The sequence below is a fragment of the Nonomuraea muscovyensis genome (genome assembly GCF_014207745.1).
GTDB classification, from domain to species: Bacteria; Actinomycetota; Actinomycetes; order Streptosporangiales; family Streptosporangiaceae; genus Nonomuraea; species Nonomuraea muscovyensis.
In genome coordinates this window covers 2,550,599-2,567,901 of the sequence record NZ_JACHJB010000001.1, presented here as the reverse complement: position 1 = coordinate 2,567,901, position 17,303 = coordinate 2,550,599, and the positions used below count along the sequence as shown (strand labels likewise).

General features: G+C 74.6%; 11 protein-coding genes. 8 read left to right on the top strand and 3 right to left on the bottom strand.

Annotation, left to right across the window (positions count from 1 at the left end; all coding sequences use genetic code 11):
- The first annotated feature begins 10 nt into the window (after positions 1-10).
- Genes FHU36_RS12110 through FHU36_RS12100 form a run of 3 tightly spaced genes read left to right on the top strand, consistent with a single transcriptional unit; the run spans position 11 to position 4,994 of the window.
- Positions 11-1,012: an SDR family NAD(P)-dependent oxidoreductase gene (locus FHU36_RS12110; RefSeq protein WP_185083812.1), complete on the top strand. Its 1,002-nt coding sequence runs from the start codon at positions 11-13 to the stop codon at positions 1,010-1,012.
- The gene (locus FHU36_RS12105; protein WP_185083811.1) at positions 1,005-3,416 is read left to right on the top strand and encodes a xanthine dehydrogenase family protein molybdopterin-binding subunit; all 2,412 of its coding nucleotides are present in this window, start codon (positions 1,005-1,007) and stop codon (positions 3,414-3,416) included. Before FHU36_RS12110 ends, FHU36_RS12105 begins: the two co-directional genes overlap by 8 nt.
- Before the next feature lie 9 nt (positions 3,417-3,425).
- Positions 3,426-4,994, top strand: coding sequence for a phospholipase D family protein (locus FHU36_RS12100; protein ID WP_185083810.1), 1,569 nt, complete (start codon positions 3,426-3,428; stop codon positions 4,992-4,994).
- A 34-nt stretch (positions 4,995-5,028) separates the two neighbouring features.
- On the opposite strand, the gene FHU36_RS12095 is transcribed toward FHU36_RS12100, so the two are convergent.
- Together FHU36_RS12095 and FHU36_RS12090 are read right to left on the bottom strand one after the other, a co-directional pair.
- Positions 5,029-5,868, bottom strand: coding sequence for a MauE/DoxX family redox-associated membrane protein (locus FHU36_RS12095; RefSeq protein ID WP_185083809.1), 840 nt, complete (start codon positions 5,866-5,868; stop codon positions 5,029-5,031).
- Positions 5,865-7,772, bottom strand: a complete 1,908-nt coding sequence (locus FHU36_RS12090; protein WP_185083808.1) for an ABC transporter ATP-binding protein — start codon at positions 7,770-7,772, stop codon at positions 5,865-5,867. The genes FHU36_RS12095 and FHU36_RS12090 overlap by 4 nt, the downstream gene beginning before the upstream one ends.
- Before the next feature lie 296 nt (positions 7,773-8,068).
- Here FHU36_RS12090 and FHU36_RS12085 point away from each other — a divergent pair, with 296 nt between their 5' ends.
- Together FHU36_RS12085 and lanL are read left to right on the top strand one after the other, a co-directional pair.
- Positions 8,069-8,239, top strand: a complete 171-nt coding sequence (locus tag FHU36_RS12085; protein ID WP_185083807.1) for a hypothetical protein — start codon at positions 8,069-8,071, stop codon at positions 8,237-8,239.
- Between the two features lie 83 nt (positions 8,240-8,322).
- Positions 8,323-10,980: a class IV lanthionine synthetase LanL gene (gene lanL / locus FHU36_RS12080; protein ID WP_185083806.1), complete on the top strand. Its 2,658-nt coding sequence runs from the start codon at positions 8,323-8,325 to the stop codon at positions 10,978-10,980.
- A gap of 7 nt (positions 10,981-10,987) precedes the next feature.
- Here the strand turns inward: lanL and aroQ are convergent, their stop codons facing one another.
- Entirely contained in the window at positions 10,988-11,440 is a 453-nt protein-coding gene (aroQ, locus tag FHU36_RS12075; protein ID WP_185083805.1) for a type II 3-dehydroquinate dehydratase, read from the bottom strand.
- Positions 11,441-11,636: 196 nt separating this feature from the next.
- Here aroQ and FHU36_RS12070 point away from each other — a divergent pair, with 196 nt between their 5' ends.
- From FHU36_RS12070 to FHU36_RS12060, 3 genes are read left to right on the top strand one after another with little or no spacing between them, the layout of a single operon-like run.
- Positions 11,637-13,610: an elongation factor G gene (locus FHU36_RS12070; RefSeq protein WP_185083804.1), complete on the top strand. Its 1,974-nt coding sequence runs from the start codon at positions 11,637-11,639 to the stop codon at positions 13,608-13,610.
- Between the two features lie 3 nt (positions 13,611-13,613).
- Positions 13,614-15,467: an ABC transporter ATP-binding protein gene (locus tag FHU36_RS12065; RefSeq protein WP_185083803.1), complete on the top strand. Its 1,854-nt coding sequence runs from the start codon at positions 13,614-13,616 to the stop codon at positions 15,465-15,467.
- Positions 15,464-17,287, top strand: coding sequence for an ABC transporter ATP-binding protein (locus tag FHU36_RS12060; protein WP_221495849.1), 1,824 nt, complete (start codon positions 15,464-15,466; stop codon positions 17,285-17,287). Before FHU36_RS12065 ends, FHU36_RS12060 begins: the two co-directional genes overlap by 4 nt.
- Positions 17,288-17,303: the final 16 nt, after the last annotated feature.

The window sequence follows — 17,303 nt, the reverse complement described above, 5'->3', positions numbered from 1 at the left end:
GGAACGGCTCATGGGAACACTGGACGGGCGCGTCGCCCTCATCACCGGCGCGGGACGCGGCATCGGCCGGGAGGAGGCGCTGCTGTTCGCCGCCGAGGGAGCGAGCGTGGTGGTCAACGACCCGGGCGTGGCCGCCGACGGCAGCGGCGGCGACGACGGCGTGGCCGCCGCCGTGGTCGCCGAGATCACCGCCCGCGGCGGGCGGGCCGTGGCCAGCACCGACAGCGTGGCCGACTGGGACGGCGCCCGCCGGATGGTGGCCACGGCCGTCGAGGCGTTCGGCGACCTGCACGTCGTAGTCAACAACGCCGCCATCGAACGCAACGCGCCCCTGGTCGCCCTCGCCCTGGCCGACTTCGACGACGTGCTGGCCGTCAAGCTGAAGGGCACCTTCGCGGTCAGCCACTGGGCCGCGCGCCACTGGCGGTCCCGCTTCGAGGAGGGCGACCGCACAGACAGGGCCATCGTCAACACCGCCTCCGGCTCCGGCCTGCTCAACCCGCTGCCCACCCAGACCTCGTACGCCGCGGGCAACGCCGCCGTCGCCGCCATGACCGTCGTCGGCGCCCTCGAACTGCGCAGGTACGGCGTGCGGGTCAACTGCGTCTCGCCGTCCATGGTGCGGACCCGGCTCACCACGGGCGTGCCCGGCATCCAGGAGCCGCCCTCCGGCGGCTTCGACGCCCAGCACCCGGCCACCACCGCGCCCCTCGCGGCCTACCTGGCCGCCGCGGACTGCCCTCTCACCGGGCAGGTGCTGTCGATCCGCGGCGGCTCGGTGGCGGTCAACCACGGGTGGTCGCGCGGTGCACGGGCCGAGAAGGACGGCCCGTGGGACGTGGCCGGGCTCGCCGAGGCGCTGCCCGGTCTGCCGATGGACGACCCGTTCGACAAGCTCGCCGAGGCGCTCGGCGGGGCGTTCGGCATCACCGACCGCGACCAGGTCCTGCGGCTCGTGGACCAGACGCTGGACCGGTCCCTGGACGAGGCTCACACTCGAGGTCATGGATGACCGTGGAGACGAGCGCGCCCCGGGACGACACGACGACGGGCCGGACGGGCAGCGGGACGAGCGGCCGGACGGGCAGCGGGACGAGCGGCGGGACGAGCGGCGGGACGGGCAGCGGCACGTGGGTGCGCGCACGCCGCGCAGGGAGGACGCCCGGCTGCTCACCGGCCGGGCGAGGTACGTCGGCAACGTCCGCCTGCCCGGCACGGCCCACGCCGTGGTGGTCCGCAGCCCCATCGCCCACGGGCGGCTGACCCGCTGCGACCCCAAGGACGTCTGGACCGTCGAAGGGGTGCTCGACGTCATCATCCCGGCCGACGCCGAGGGGATGCGGCTGCCCTGCGTCACGCTCGGCCTCGGCCAGCTCCAGACCTCCTATCCGGTGCTGGACGAGGCCATCCGCTACGTGGGCCAGCCGCTCGCCCTGGTCGTCGCCCGGACACCGGAGGCCGCCGCCGACGCCGCCCGGCTGGTGGATCTCGACTTCGAGGAGCTGCCCGCGGTCGTCGGCGTGGAGCGGGCCCTGGCGGACGGCGCGCCGCTGCTCCACCCGGACTGGGGCACCAACGTGGTCACCGACTCCGTCCTCGGCGACCCCGACTGCGAGGAGGCCGTCGCCGGCGCCGAACACGTCGTCGAACTGGCCTTCTCCATCGGACGGGCCTCGCCGCACCCGATCGAGCCGCGCGGCGTCGTCGCCTCGTTCACCGACGGGGAGCTGACGATCCGCACGTCCACGCAGGCGCCGCACCATGTGCGCGACCACGCGGCCGAGGCGCTCGGTCTCACGCACGACCGGGTGCGGGTCGTCACCGGCGACGCCGGAGGCGGGTTCGGCGGCAAGGAGCATCTCTACCCGGACGAGGCGCTGGTCTGCCTGGCCGCGACGCGCCTGGGCGTCCCGGTGGCCTGGACCGAGTCGCCGGGCGACCGCCTGGTCGCCACACTGCCCGCCCGCGCCGCCGTGCACCGGGCGCGGCTCGCGCTGGACGGGACCGGGCGGTTCGTGGCGCTGCACGCCGACGTGGTCGGCGACCTCGGCGCGCACCCGTCCAACGTGGGCATCTCACCGTTCGCGGTGACCGCCGTGACGCTGCCCGGGCCGTACCGGTTCGACCGGGCGGGTGCGCGGCTGCGCGGCGTCGTCACGACGACCACGCCGACCGGCTCCTACCGGGGGTTCGGCCAGCCGGAGGCCACCTTCACCCGGGAACGGCTCATCGACGAGGCGGCGCGCCGGCTCGGTATCGACCCGGTCGAGCTGCGGCTGCGCAACCTGCTCGGCCCGGACGAACTGCCCTGCACCACCCGCACCTGGCAGCCCTACGACTCCGGCGACTACCCGCGCGCCCTGCGCGTCCTGCGCGACCTGGTCAGGCCCGTCTCCCGGGACGACGGGCGGCGGCGCGGGATCGGCTTCTCCTGTCACGTCGAGTCGACCGGGCTCGGGCCGTCCATGGAGATGAAGGCCATGGGGATGCTGGCGGGCGGCTTCGAGACCGCGGTGCTGCGGATGGAACCGGACGCCTCGGTCGTCGTCGCCTCCGGTGTCGCGGGGATCGGCCAGGGCATCGAGACGGCCCTCGCCCAGCTCGCCGCCGACCGGGTCGGGGTGGAGCTGGACCGGGTCCGGGTCGTGCTGGGCGACACGGCGGTCACGCCGTACTCCTCGATCGGCTCGATCGCCAGCCGGTCGCTGGCGGTCGGAGGCGGGGCGCTCATCCAGGCGGCGGCCCGGCTGCGCGAGAAGATCCTGGCCATCGCCGCCCACCGGCTCGAAGCGGCGCCCGGCGACCTGGAGATCGCCGGCGCGGCCGTACGGGTGAAGGGCGACCCGCGCGCCTCGCTGACCCTGCGGGAGATCGCCACGTCGGCGTGGCGCGGGTGGGACCTGCCCGAGGGCGCCTCGCCCGGCCTGGAGGAACGCGCCACCTACGACCCCTCGTCGTCCACCTACGCCTACGGCGCGCACGCGGCGGCCGTGGCCGTCGACCCGGAGACCGGGGCCGTGGAGGTGGAGGGCTACTGGGTGGTCAACGACGCCGGCGTGATGGTGAACCCGGCCATCGTCGAGGGCCAGCTCCGCGGCGCGGTCGCGCAGGGCATCGGCATGGCGCTGACCGAGGAGATCGTCTACACCGGCGACGGGCAGCCTGTCACCGACTACCTCCTGCCGACCACCCGCGAGGTCCCCGGCATCCACGTCGTGACCCTGGAGACCGCCTCGCCCGTCACCCCGGGCGGCATGAAGGGCGTCGGCGAGGCCGGCACCATCGGCCCGCCCGCGGCCATCGGCAACGCCGTCGCCGCCGCCCTGCCCGAGATCGCCGACCGGGTCACCCGCACGCCGCTGACGCCGGAGACCGTCTGGCGCCTGCTGAGGAATGCCGGAGCCCAGCCCGGGTAGCCGGAGCCGATGAGCACCGCGGACCTGGCAGAGTGGTTCCTCACCGCTGAGGAGCGCGACAACCCGTCGACCCGGCTGCTGCCCTGGACGACGGGCAACCTGGTGCGCCCGCTCGTCCACGGCGCCACCTACTTCGCCGAGCTGCGCGCCTGCCTGGAGCGGCTGGGTCCGCGCGACCTGCTGCTGTTCGCCGACTGGCGGGGCGACCCCGACGAGCGGCTCACCGACGACGGGCCCGCCGTGGGGCGCGCGCTGGCGCAGGCGGCCCGCAGGGGAGCGCTGGTCAGGGGGCTGATCTGGCGCTCGCACCTCGACGCGCTGCGCTTCAGCGCCGCCGAGAACCGGCACCTCGGCGAGGACGTCGAGGCCGCGGGCGGCCAGGCCCTGCTCGACACCCGGGTCCGGCCGGGCGGCTCCCACCACCAGAAGTTCGTCGTGCTGCGCCACCGCCGTGACCCGGCCGGGGACGTGGCGTTCGTCGGCGGTATCGACCTGTGCCACAGCCGCCGCGACGACGCCCGGCACGTGGGCGACCCCCAGGCGGCTCCTATGCCCCACGTGTACGGCGAGCGGCCGCCCTGGCACGACGCGCAGGCGGCCATCCGGGGTCCGGCCGTCGCCGAGGTGGAGAAGGTCTTCCGCGAACGCTGGGACGACCCCGCTCCCGAGACCCGCCAGCCGTTCAGACGGCTGCGCGACCGCCTGGAGCAGATGGACGACGTGCCGCCGCTGCCGCCGCCGGGGCCCGCCCCCGGCCCGGTCGGCACGCACGCCGTGCAACTGCTGCGGACCTATCCCAGCCGGCGCAGCCCCTACCCGTTCGCGCCGCGAGGGGAGCGCAGCGTGGCTCGGGCGTACCACAAGGTGCTGGGCCGGGCGAGCAGGATCGTCTACCTGGAGGACCAGTACCTGTGGTCCACCGAGGTGATCGAGCCGTTCGCCGAGGCGCTGGAGCGCGAGCCCGAGCTCCGCATGATCGTCGTGGTGCCGCGCCACCCCGACCAGGACGGCTGGCTCGCCTCGCCGGCCAGCCTCATCGGCAGGAGCGAGGCGCTGGCCAGGCTGCGCGAGGCCGGTGGCGACCGGGTCGGCGTCTACGACCTGGAGAACGAGGCGGGCACCCCGGTGTACGTGCACGCCAAGGTGTGCGTGGTGGACGACGTGTGGGCGACGGTCGGCTCCGACAACATCAACCTGCGGTCGTGGACGTACGACTCCGAGCTGAGCTGCGCGGTCGTGGACGAGGAGCCCGACCCCCGCCTGCCCGCCGGTGGGCGGGTCTTCGCCCGGCGGCTGCGGATCGCGCTCGCGGCCGAGCACCTGGGCCGTGACCCGGCGGACGACGGCGACGACCTGTGCGACCCGAAGGCCGCGTTCGAGGCGTTCGCCGAGTGCGCCGCGCGGCTGGAGAGCTGGCACCGCGACGGCTGCCGGGGACCCCGGCCGCGGGGCCGGCTGCGGCCGCACGCCGGACCGGAGCTGGGACGGCTGCGCAAGCTGCTGGCCCTGCCGCTGTACCGGATCGCCGTCGACCCGGACGGCCGCCCCGCCGACCTGCGCCGGTCAGGCACCTTCTGACGCCCGCCCGCGTGGATCTCCACCGGAGGGCTCGTCAGGTCGGCGCGACCCGCTCGGCGCGGGCCAGCACCCGCTCCAACTCGGCCGGCCCGGCCGCGCCGCCGCCGGCCAGGACGGTCCCGTCGCGGCCGGTCACCACCGCGTACGGCGGCCAGGGGATGTCGTTGCGGTCGAAGACGTCCGGGTCCACGACCACGGGCAGCCCGGCGCCGCCGTACCCGTCCACCGCGCTCACCAGCACGACCTCCATGCGAGCGGCCGTCGCGGCGAACTCCGGCAGCATCGCGCCGCACAGCCCGCACCCGGGCGAGACCAGCGCGTACAGCACCCGGTCCCCGGCCGGCTCCGGCGCGCCGGACAGGGCGAAGCGGCTGCCGGGGCGCGGGCCGGACGAGGGGCGTCGCCGCCGGAACAGGCGCGGCGTCAGGAAGGCGAGCCCCAGTAGGACCGCCGCCACCGGCACCTGGGCGGGCGCGAACGCGACCGGCCCCGCCAGGCCCGCCGTCACGGCCAGCGCCAGCAGCAGGCCGGTACGCGCCAGCGTGCCGGGACCGACCAGATCACGGCCGCCGAAGCAGCCGCAGGCCACGCTCATCCCGCGCCGCAGCACGGCCACCATGGCCACGAGGAATGCCGTGAATAGCAGCGCGGCCACCGCGGCCCCCCACTGCCGCGCACCCGGCACGAGCAGCAGCCCGGCGGACACCACCTCGGCCGCCAGAGCGGCCACCGCCACCGGCAGCGACAGCCTGCCGGGCAGCACCCGGTAGCCGGCCACCGACGCGGCGAAGCCCGGCACGTCACGCAGCTTGGCCGGCGCCGCCACCAGCAGCACCGCGGCCACGGCGAGGTGAGCCGACTCCGCGACGATCACGGCACCCGCTGCCGGTAGGCGGAGGCCTGCAGCTCGTACAGGTCGGCGTACAGGCCCTCGCGGGCCATCAGCTCGGCGTGGGTGCCCTGCTCGGCGACCGTGCCGTGGTCGAGGACGTAGATGCGGTCGGCGTAGCGGACGCTGGCCAGCCGGTGCGTGATCAGCACGATCGTGCGGCCCTCGGCGTGGCCGCGGATCCGCTCGAACAGGGCGTGCTCGGCGCGGGCGTCCAGCGCGGAGGTCGGCTCGTCGAAGATGACGAGCGCGGCGTCGCGGTAGAACCCGCGCGCCACGGCGATGCGCTGCCACTGGCCGCCCGACAGGTCGTGCCCGCCGCGGAAGCGGCGGTCGAGCAGCGCGTCGTAGCCGCCGGCCAGCCCGGCCACCACCTCGTCGGCCCCCGCTGCGGCGCAGGCGGCGGCCAGCCGGTCGTCTTCCGGAGGACGGCCCATGACGATGTTCTCGCGGACGGTCAGCGGCCAGCGGGTGTGGTCCTGGGCGATCACCGAGATGCTCCGGCGCAGCGTCTCGCCGTCGAAGGCGTCGAGGTCCACGCCGTCCCAGTGGATCGTGCCGTGCTGCGGCCGGTAGAGCCCGGCGAGCAGCTTGGCGAGGGTCGTCTTGCCCGAGCCGTTCTCGCCGACCAGGGCGACGACCTCGCCCCTGCCGAGGGTGACGCTGACGTCCGACAGCGCGGGCCGGTCGGCGCCGGGGTAGGTGAACGTGACGTGCTCGGCCGTCAGGCGGCGAAACGGCGCGGGCTCGGCGGCGGCGGCCGGGAGCGGCGGTGCGGGGATCCGCTCGCGGGCCAGCTCGCAGAAGGCGAGGTAGTCGCCGAAGTAGAGGCCGGCCTCGTAGAGCCGGTTCATGGTCTGGACGAGGGCGGTGAGCGACACCTGCCCGGTCCGGATGGCGAGCACGGCCGCACCGGCCACCGACAGCGGGATGACACCGACGGCCAGCAGCACGCCGAGCACGACGTACACGCCGGCCGTGGCGACGCCGGTCAGCAGGTCGCCGCTCGCCTTGACGGCCGCCTGGCGGCGGGCCACGTCGAGCTGGACGTCCTGCTCCAGGTCGGCGACCTTGCCGTACTGGCCGAGCAGGAAGTCGCGCAGCGTGAACGCCCGCACCTCCGCGGCGGGCTGCCGCTCGGCCATGAGGTCCGACAGCATGAACTTGCGCCGCCGCGCCGTCGACAGCCGGTAGAACGCCTGGTAGCCCAGCCGGGCCGTCCGCACCGCCGCCCAGCCCGCCGGCACGGCGGTGACCAGCAGCAACGGCATGAGGATCGGGTGCAGCAGGCCGAGCGCCACCGCTGAGGCGAGCACGCCGACCGCGCCCGTGACGACGGCGATCGTCGTCTCCACCACGGTGGCGGTGTCCGGCACGCCGCTGTCACGGGCCCGCCGCATCGCGTTGTGGAAGTCGTGGTCGTCGAACGCGGCCAGCTCCACCTGGGTGGTCAGCTCGAACAGGCGGGTCTCGGCCAGCCGCTCGACCTGCGGTTTCAGCCGAGCCTGCGCCCAGCCCGCGCCCGCCAGCAGCGCGCCGCGCAGCCCGGTCGCCGCCGCCACGAGCAGGAGCGACGGCAGCGCGGCCCGGACCCGCTCGGGTGTGGGACCGGCGGCGAGCAGCGAGGCCAGCACATCGGAGGTGGCGACCAGGCCGAAGACCGTGAAGACGCCGGCCACGAGGTTGCCCGCCAGGGCGACGGCCGTGTCGCGGGGGTTCGCCTGCCACGCCATCCGCAGCGCCGCGGCGACCAGGGACGGCAGCCTGCGGGCGATCGTGCCGAGGCCGGCGGTCAGCAGGTGCTCGTCGTGGCTCTCCCAGTACGCGACCACGAGTCCCGACCTGTCGTCCGGGACGTCCGTCCGGCGTCTGCGCCGCCAGAGCCTCATACGCCGGCGCCCGCCCACGGTCGCCGGAACGCCCGGAATGCCCCCATCACGCAGGTCAATCTAGAAGATCGAACTCGCCGTGTAAAGGTGCATGTAAATACATTTTGGCGATTACGGCCACCCTATGGACAGGCTTCCGGATATATGCACATAATGCGTCCGTTTGCTTGCGACGCGGGGATCGTGAGAACGATTCGCGGTCGCGGGCAGGGCACGGGAAAAGGTGCCTACCGGTACCATCCCGAGGCTCAGATCCCTACGTCGGCCGCCCAAAGGCGACCAAGGAAGGAGCCCTTATGTCGGTCCTGGCCCTGGAACCCCGAGACGCCGGAGTCCTCGAGTACGAGGACCTCGTCGTCGACTTCGAAGCCGAGCTGGGCAAGCTGCTCCACGGCCCGCAGGCCTGCGTCAACACCTGCAAGCGCACGGTGTGCAGCAGCTTCCCCTGCTGCCCGTCCATCGTCTAGAAGCGTCAGTTCCCGCGTGGTGACGCGGGGTGACGCCATGCGCTGGGAAAGGCCGCCGGCGCCATTCCGGCGGCCTTTCTCGCATGAGGGCCGATGCGCTGCGCGATCGAGGGGTGACTGTGGACAAAACCGTGCGGGACCGCCTTGCCCAATTTGCAGAGTCGAACAGTAGGGAATTATACGAGGACGACACGTGGATCAGCGTCCACGACCCTCACAGCGACATTCCACCGCAAGGTTGGAAAATTCACGTTTCCGCACGTCCGGGCACGCTGGCCGACACCCTTGACCGGGCGCTGCCGATCCTGGCCGAGGCCGGGTGCGTGTTCAAGGTGGCCCGGTCGGCCGGCACGCTCATGGAGCTCAACACCGGCGACGTCGACGCCGCGGCCGTGGGCAAGGCCATGACGGTCTACCCGGAGCAGGACGCGGTGGTCGAGCTGGGCCACGCCCTCGCCGACGCCCTGTCGGGGCTGTCCGCGCCGCGCATCGTCAGCGACCGGCGGGTACGGCCCGACGCGCCGGTCTACTACCGCTACGCCCCGTTCGCCCCGCAGTACCGGGTGGACGAGAACGGCGACTTCGAGCTGATCGTGATCGGGCCGGACGGCGAGCAGCTCGCGGGCGCGGCCGGGCCCGAGTTCACCTGCCCGCCCTGGGCCACCGACCCGTTCCGCCCCGACGCCGCCCCTTCCGCCGCTCCCCCGGGGAAGACGGGGCCGGAGGAGGACGGGACCGGCGGCGGCCGGATCGTGGGCGGCCGCTACCGCGTGACGTCCGGAGTCGTCCGGGGCCCGCGCGGCAACGTCTACCGCGCCACCGACGCCGCCGGCAGGCGGGTCGTCGTCAAGGAGGCCCGCGCCTACGTCGGGGAGAACACCGAGGGCTGGGACCTGCGGATGTACCTCCGCAACGAGCTGCGCATCCTCCAGGCGCTGCGCGGCGTGGCGGGCGTGCCCGAGCCGATCGACCACTTCCGGCACGGCGACGACGAGTTCCTCGTCATGACCGACGCGGGCAGCCGCGACCTCAACCGGTACGTCGGGGAACACGGCCTGTTCACCGAGGAACCCGGCACCGAACGGGACCTCGGCGCGCTGGCCGCCCGGCTGCTGGAGGTGCTGGACGCGGTGCACGAGCGCGGCGTCGTCATCAGGGACCTCTCGCCCAAGAACGTCGTCCTCGGCGACGACGGCCGGTGCACGCTCATCGACTTCGGCAACAGCAGGTACGACGGCCTGCAACTGCCCGGCTGGAGCTACGGCTACAGCGTCCCCGGCCAGCAGTCGGGCCGCGAGTCCGTGCCCGCCGACGACTACTTCTCGCTGGGCGCCACCCTGTTCTTCGCGGCCACCACGATGAACCCGATCATGATCGACCCCGATCCGGCCCGCAACGTCGAGCGCACGCTGATGTGCCTGGCCCGGATGTTCCCCGGCGGCGCCACGGGCGTGCGCGGCCTGCTGCCGGGCCTGCTGAGTCTGGACCCCGGCGAGCGCACCGAAGCCGCCGCCGAGATCCGCGCCACGTACGGGACCGCCCGCGTGGCGGGCGCGCCGAGCGCGGCCCGCAGCAGCCGGTGGCCGCTGCCCGCCACGCCGAAGCTCACCGGCGAGCTGCTGTCGCGGGCGCTCGACCACACCCTGCGCGAGTGCGCCGCCTTCGCCGAACGGCTGATGGCCGCCCCCGAGGACGCCCGCCGGGAGAGCCCGCCGGTGACGAACGTCTACGGCGGCTGCGCCGGCGTCGGGATGGAACTGCTGCACCACCCGGAGGCCAAGACCGTGGCCGGCGACCTGGCCCGGTGGACGGCCCGGGTGATGCCGCCCGCCAAGCTGCCGCCCTCGCTGTACTTCGGCCGCACCGGCACCGCGCTGTTCCTGACCGCCGCCCGCCTGACGGCCGTGCCCGAGCTGGCCGAGCCGGCGCCGGTCACCCTCGACGGACCGCAGCGGGCCGACCAGGCGCACGGCCTGGCCGGGATCGGCTCCGGCCATCTCGCGCTGGCCGCCGTCGAGCCCGCCGCCGGTGCGCGGCACCTGGCCGTCGCCGCCGAGTGCGCCCGGCTGCTGGTGGCCGGCGACGTCACGGATCCGGACGACGCGGCGGACGCGCCCCCGCCGCCCGCGGGCTCCGGCGTGGCCGTCGAGACGGCCTACGCCCACGGCGAGGCGGGCTGCGCGGACTTCCTGCTCTCCTACCACGAGGCCACCGGCGACCGGGCGGCCGGCGAGGCGGCCAGGGAACGGTTCGCGGCGCTCGCCGTGCGGGCCGAGGCCCTGGTGGGGGAGCTGACCGGCCCCGACGCCCGCCCGATGGGCGCGTCCTGGTGCCAGGGCATGTCGGGCATCTCCGGCGCGCTGGCGCACGCGGCCCGCGTGTACGGCGAGGACGGCTACCTGGAGCTGGCCGAGCGGGGCGCGCGGGCGTGCCTGGCCGTCGCCCCGCAGGCGTGGGTGGTCTCCCAGTGCTGCGGGCTTGCGGGCATCGGTGAGGCGCTGATCGACCTGGCGATGGTCACCGGCGACGACGGCTACTGGCGCGGCGCCGAGGAGGTCGCCGAGCTGATGCTCGTCCGGGCCGGCGGCGAGCCGTCGCGACCGGTCTTTCCCGGCAACGACCTCGACAAGCCCGGCCACACCTGGAGCACGGGCGCCGCGGGTGTCCTGTCGTTCCTGCGCCGCCTCGACCGCCGGTCGGGGACGCGCCTGTGGACGGCCGGCTGGCGGCTGCCCGAATGAGACGGGCTCAGGGGCGCGTCGCCTGGTGCAGGCCGTGGATGGCGAGGACGTAGCCGTACACGCCGAACCCGACGACGATGCCGCGCGCGACCGGCGAGAGGTAGGAGCGGTGCCTGAACTCCTCTCGCCGGTGCACGTTCGAGATGTGCACCTCGACCACCGGCACGTCGGCGCCCTCGATCGCGTCGTGCAGCGCGACCGAGGTGTGCGTGTAGGCCCCGGCGTTGAACACCACGCCCACGCACCGGCCGGCCTTGTGCTCGACGCCCGCCTCGTGGATCCAGTCGACGAGCTGTCCCTCGTGGTTGGACTGCCGGCACACGGCCTCCAGGCCCAGCCGCTCGGCCTCCTCGCGGCACAGCGCCTCCACCTCCGCCAGCGTGGTCGAGCCGTAGACCTCGGGCCTGCGGGTGCCGAGGAGGTTGAGATTGGGGCCGTTCAGGATCAGGACGGTCGGCATTCGGGCCTCGTTTCGCGCTGTCGTGCCGTGCGTTGACCCGTCCATCTTCCCGCCACGCCGGAAAACCGGTTGATCGCGTGGCGCGGTGTCTGTTCTACTCGCGGTGACGTCCCACGGATCGAGGAGGTAACGAGGATGAGGTCTCCGGTCATGTCCCAGCTCGTAATCTCCGTCTATCCAAAGGACATGACGCTTCTTGCGTACGCTCAACTTGGGGATCCTGGCGCATGTAGACGCCGGTAAGACCAGCCTGACCGAGCGGCTGCTGTTCGCCGCCGGCGTCATCGACGAGATCGGCAGCGTCGACGACGGCAACACCCAGACCGACTCCCTCGCGCTGGAGCGCCGGCGCGGCATCACGATCAAGTCCGCCGTCGTGTCGTTCGCCGTCGGCGGCGTCACCGTCAACCTCATCGACACGCCCGGTCACCCCGACTTCATCGCCGAGGTGGAGCGGGCGCTCGGCGTGCTCGACGGCGCCGTGCTCGTCGTCTCGGCCGTCGAGGGCGTGCAGCCGCAGACCCGCGTTCTGATGCGCACGCTGCGGCGGCTGCGCATCCCCACGCTCGTCTTCGTCAACAAGATCGACCGGTCGGGCGCGCGGGACGACGCCGTGGTGAAGGCGATGGCCGAACGGCTGACCCCGTCGCTCGTCGCCATGGGCGCCGCGCACGCCCTCGGCACCCCGGAGGCGGGCTTCGTCCCCTACGGGCCGGGCGATCCGGGTTTCACGGCGCGCGCGGCCGAGGTGCTCGCCGAGCACGACGACGCCGTCCTCGCCGCGTACGTCGGCGAGTCGCGGGTGTCGTACGGCCGGCTGCGCGCCGAGCTGGCCGCGCAGACGCGGCGGGCGCTGGTGCACCCGGTGTACTTCGGCTCCGCCATCACCGGGGCGGGCGTGGACGCGCTCGTCGCCGGGCTGACGGAGCTGCTGCCCGCAGCCGGGGGCGACGCCGGCGGGCCCGTCTCCGGCACCGTGTTCAAGGTCGAACGCGGCCCGGCGGGCGAGAAGATCGCCTACGTCCGGATGTTCTCCGGCACCGTCCGCACCCGCGACACCGTGAGCTTCGGCCCCGGGCAGGCCGGCGCCGCCAAGGTGACCGGGATCAGCGTGTTCGAGGCGGGCTCCGCGGTATCCCGCGACGCGGTGGGCGCGGGCCGGATCGGCAGGCTCTGGGGTCTCGCCGGGGTCCGGATCGGCGACCACGTCGGAACCCCGCCGCCGCGGCCGAGTCACCGCTTCGCCCCGCCCAGCCTGGAGACCGTCGTCGAGCCGCGCCGCCCCGCCGACCGGCCCGCGCTGCACGTGGCGCTCGGCCGGCTCGCCGAGCAGGACCCGCTGATCGACCTGCGCCAGGACGACGTGCGGCAGGAGATCTCCGTCTCGCTCTACGGCGAGGTGCAGAAGGAGGTCATCCAGGCGACGCTGGCCGAGGAGTTCGGGCTCGACGTCGCCTTCCGCGAGACGACCACCATCTGTGTCGAACGTCTCGCGGGCACCGGCGCCGCCGTGGAGGTGATGGGGCACGAGCCCAACCCGTTCCTCGCGACCGTCGGCCTGCGTGTCGAACCGGCCCCGCCCGGGTCCGGCGTCGCCTACCGGCTGGAGGTCGAGCTGGGCTCGATGCCGTACGCGTTCATGAAGGTGGTCGAGGACACCGTGCGCGAGACGCTGCGCCAGGGCCCGCACGGCTGGGAGGTCACCGACTGCGTGGTCACACTCACCCACAGCGGTTACGCGCCGCGGCAGAGCCACAGCCACGCCTCGTTCGACAAGAGCATGTCGAGCACCGGGGCGGACTTCCGCGGCCTGACGCCGCTGGTGCTGATGGAGGCGCTGCGGCGGGCCGGCACGACGGTGTGCGAGCCGATGCACCGCTTCCGCCTGGAGGTGCCGGCCGACCTGGTCGGGGCGGTGCTGCCGGCGCTCACCCGGCTGGGCGCCGTCCCGGTCCGGGTCGAGCCGGCGGCGGTGGAGGGCCTGATCCCGGCGGCCCGGGTGCACGGGCTGGAGCAGCGGCTGCCGTCGCTGACCAGTGGCGAAGGCATCCTGGAGAGCGCCTTCGACCACTACGAGCCGGTGCGCGGCGCGCCGCCCGAACGGCCGCGGACGGATCACAATCCGCTCGACCGCAAGGAATACCTGCTGCACGTCCAGCGGCGGGTGTAGCCGATGGCCACCTCATTCGCGGAGCTGCGCCACCTGCTGCCGCGCCGCCGCCAGGCGGTCGCGCTCGCCGTCTCCGTCACCGCCATGACCGCGCTGCCGCTCGCGGGGCCGCAGCTCACCCGCGCCTTCGTGGACGACGCGATCGGCGGGACCGGCCTGCGGCACCTCACGCTGATCGCGCTCGGTTACCTCGCAGTCGCCGTCGCCGGGCAGGCCGCCCGGATGGTCACCACCTGGCTGGCCAGCCGGCTCGCCTGGGACGGCACCGACCGGCTGCGCGAACGGCTCGCCCGGCACGCGCTCGGGCTGGACCTGCGCTTCCACGCCCGGCACACGCCCGGCGAGCTCATCGAGCGGGTGGACGGCGACGTGGTCGCGGTCGCCGACTTCGTGGTGGCGTTCCTGCTCGACGTGGTGGCCGGGGTGCTGCTGCTCGGCGGGGTGCTCGTCGTGGTCTTCGCGGTGGACCCGCGGCTCGGCGGGGTGCTGCTCGTCTACTGCGTGCTGGCCGGGTGGGGCATGGCCCGGGCGCAGCGGCTCGCGGTCCCGTCGGCCGCCCGCTCGCGCGCGGCCGACGCCGAGATGCTCGGCGCCCTGGAGGAGCGGCTCGCCGGAGCGGAGGACATCCGCGCCAACGGCGCGGGCGAGCACGTCGTCCGCCGCTTCCACCAGTCGGCAGCCGCGTGGTACCGCGCGGAGCTGCGCGGATCGACGGTCGGCAGCGGGCTGATCGCGGGCACGGCCGTGGTGTTCGCGGCGGGCACGGCGGTCGTGCTCGCCATGGCCGCGTGGGGCCGGCAGTCCGGGACGCTCACCGTCGGCACCGCCGTGCTGCTCTTCCAGTACACGCTGATGGTGCGCACGCCGTTCGAGCGGCTGATCGACCGGCTGCGCGACTACCAGGCCGCCCTGGCCGGCGTGGCCCGCATCGGCGAGCTGCTGGCCGAGCGGAGCACGCTGACCGAGCCGGCCCGGCCCCGGCCGCTGCCCGAGACCGGGGCGCTCGGGCTTGAGCTCGACGGGGTCGGCTTCGCCTACGACGACGAACGGGTGCTGTCGGACGTCACGCTCACGCTGGCCCCCGGTGAGACGCTCGGCCTCGTCGGCCGGACGGGCAGCGGCAAGACCACCCTCGGCCGGCTGGTGCTGCGCCTCCACGACCCGGTCGAAGGGGTGGTCAGGGTCGGCGGGATCGACCTGCGCGAGGCCGATCCCGGCTCGCTGCGCCGCCGGCTGTGCGTGGTCACGCAGGACGTGCAGCTCTTCTCGGGCAGCGTCCGCGACAACCTGACGCTCTTCCGGCCGGTCGCCGCCGACAGTGACCGGCCGGGTGGTGACTGGCCGGGTGAGGACCGGCCGCGTGACGACTGGCCGGGTGGAAACTGGCCGGGTGAGGACCGGCTGGGTGAGGACCGGCCGGGTGAGGACCGGCTGGGTGGGGATCGGCCGGGTGACGGTCGGTTGCTGGCCGCTCTCGCCGAGGTGGGGCTCGCCGAGTGGCTGGCGGGCGTGCCGGGCGGGCTGGACGGCGAGCTGGGCGGCGTGTCGGCGGGCGAGGCGCAGCTCCTCGCGTTCGCGCGGGCGTTCCTCGCCGACCCGGGGCTCGTCGTGCTGGACGAGGCGTCCAGCCGGCTCGACCCGGCCACCGAGCGGCGCATCGAGCGCGGCATCGACCGGTTGCTCGCCGGCCGGACCGGGGTGCTCATCGCGCACCGGCTCTCGTCCCTGGCGAAGGTGGACAAGATCGCGGTCATCGCCGACGGCAGGGTGGTCGAGTACGGCCGTCGCGAGGACCTGGCCGCGGACCCGGACAGCGCCTTCGCGCGGTTGCTGGGCCTGGCGGGGGTGCACGGATGAGGCCCGTCCGGGTGGTGGTCGGCCGGCTGCTCCGGTTCGACCTGCGCCGCTACCTGATCGGCGCGCTGCTGTGGCTGCCCGTCGATCTCGTCCTGCTGGGCAGCGGCTGGCTGCTGAAGGAGCTGTTCGACCACATCAGCGGCGGCCGGGCGGCGTCCCTGGACCACGCTCTGTGGCTGTGTGCGGCGTTCGTCGGCGCGGAGCTGGTGCGGGGCGTGATGACGGTGGTCGCCTGGTCGTACGGGGTCTACTGGTGGAACGCGGCGGCGACCCTGCTGCGCGCCAACGTGCTCCGCTCGCTCCTGACCGCGCGCGGTCCGGCGGCGGCCCGGCTGCCGCACTCGTCCGGCGAGTCGCTGGCCCGGCTGCGCGACGACGTCAGCGACCTGGTGCAGCTCGCGGACGAGTCGGTCCCGCTGGTGAACTCGGCGCTCTTCAGCCTCGGCGCTCTGGTGGTCATGGCCTCGATCGACCCGGTGATCACGGTCGTGCTGGTGCTGCCGATCGCGGCCGTCGCCGTGCTGAGCCGGATGACGCACCGGCTCGTCCACCGGCTGCACCTGCGGGCCCGCGAGCTGGGGGCGGCCGTCACCGCGTACCTCGGCGACCTCTTCGGCGGGGTGCTGGCGATCAAGACGGCCGGCGCCGAGGACGCCGCGCTGGACCGGCTGCGCGGGCGCAACCGCGCGCGCCGCGAGGCCGCCGTCAAGAACCGGGTGGCCGCCGACCTGCTCGGCACGGCGACGGGCGCCACCGTCGAGATCAGCATCGGCCTGATGCTGCTGCTCGCGGCCGGTTCGATGCGCAGCGGTGAGTTCACGGTCGGCGACCTGGCGCTGTTCACCAGCTACATCGGCTGGCTGACGGCGCTGCCGCGCACCATCGGCGGGATCCTGTCGCGCCTGCCCCAGGCGGCGGTCGCCACCGAGCGGCTCACCCGGCTGATGGCCGCGCACGAGGACGCCGCCGCCCTGTCGCGCGACTCCGGCGTCTGGTACCACCGCGAGCCGCCCCCGGCCGCGGTCCCGCGTCCGCGCGGCGACGACCCGCTGGAGACGGTCGAGGTGCGCGGGCTCACCGCGCTCCACGGCGGCGGCCGGGGAGTGCGCGAGGTGGACCTGACGCTCCGGCGCGGCTCGTTCACGGTCGTCACGGGCGCCGTCGGGTCCGGCAAGACGACGCTCGTCCGGGCGCTGCTCGGCCTGATCCCGGCGCAGGCCGGCACCATCTCCTGGAACGGCCGGCCGATCGAGGACCCGGGGGCGTTCCTGGTGCCGGACCGGGCGGCGTACGCGAGTCAGGTGCCCCGCCTGTTCTCCGCCTCCCTGCGGGAGAACCTGCTGCTCGGCCGGCCCGGCGACGACCGGCTCGACCGGGCGCTGGAGCTGGCCGTGCTGGACGACGACCTGGCCGCCGTGCCCGAGGGCCTCGACACGGTCGTCGGGCCGCGCGGGGTGCGGCTGTCGGGCGGCCAGGCGCAGCGGGCGACCGCGGCGCGGGCGCTGGTGCGCGACCCCGAGCTGCTGGTCGTGGACGACCTGTCGTCCGCGCTGGACGTGGAGACCGAACGGCTGCTGTGGGAGCGGATCGCCGGGGCGGCCCGAGACGGGCGCGGCCCCGGCACGCTGCTGGTGGTCTCGCACCGCAGGGCGGCGCTGGAGCAGGCCGACCAGGTGGTCGTGCTCGACCGTGGCCGGGTGGCCGGGTACGGCCCGCTCGGCGAGCTGCTGGAGAGCTGTCCGGAGCTGCGCCGGCTGTGGAGCGAGGAGGGTGTCGCCGAGGCGGAGGAGCACGTCGACGCGCTGGTCCGCGACCGCTGAGGTCCAGGGTCCCTGC

Excerpts from the sequence above, each read along its gene's own strand:
- FHU36_RS12110 (WP_185083812.1), top strand. The coding sequence starts at position 11 with ATGGGAACACTGGACGGGCGCGTCGCCCTCATCACCGGCGCGGGACGC.
- FHU36_RS12105 (WP_185083811.1), top strand. The coding sequence starts at position 1,005 with ATGGATGACCGTGGAGACGAGCGCGCCCCGGGACGACACGACGACGGG.
- FHU36_RS12100 (WP_185083810.1), top strand. The coding sequence starts at position 3,426 with ATGAGCACCGCGGACCTGGCAGAGTGGTTCCTCACCGCTGAGGAGCGC.
- FHU36_RS12090 (WP_185083808.1), bottom strand. The coding sequence starts at position 7,772 with ATGAGGCTCTGGCGGCGCAGACGCCGGACGGACGTCCCGGACGACAGG.
- FHU36_RS12085 (WP_185083807.1), top strand. The coding sequence starts at position 8,069 with ATGTCGGTCCTGGCCCTGGAACCCCGAGACGCCGGAGTCCTCGAGTAC.
- lanL (WP_185083806.1), top strand. The coding sequence starts at position 8,323 with ATGAGGGCCGATGCGCTGCGCGATCGAGGGGTGACTGTGGACAAAACC.
- aroQ (WP_185083805.1), bottom strand. The coding sequence starts at position 11,440 with ATGCCGACCGTCCTGATCCTGAACGGCCCCAATCTCAACCTCCTCGGC.
- FHU36_RS12065 (WP_185083803.1), top strand. The coding sequence starts at position 13,614 with ATGGCCACCTCATTCGCGGAGCTGCGCCACCTGCTGCCGCGCCGCCGC.
- FHU36_RS12060 (WP_221495849.1), top strand. The coding sequence starts at position 15,464 with ATGAGGCCCGTCCGGGTGGTGGTCGGCCGGCTGCTCCGGTTCGACCTG.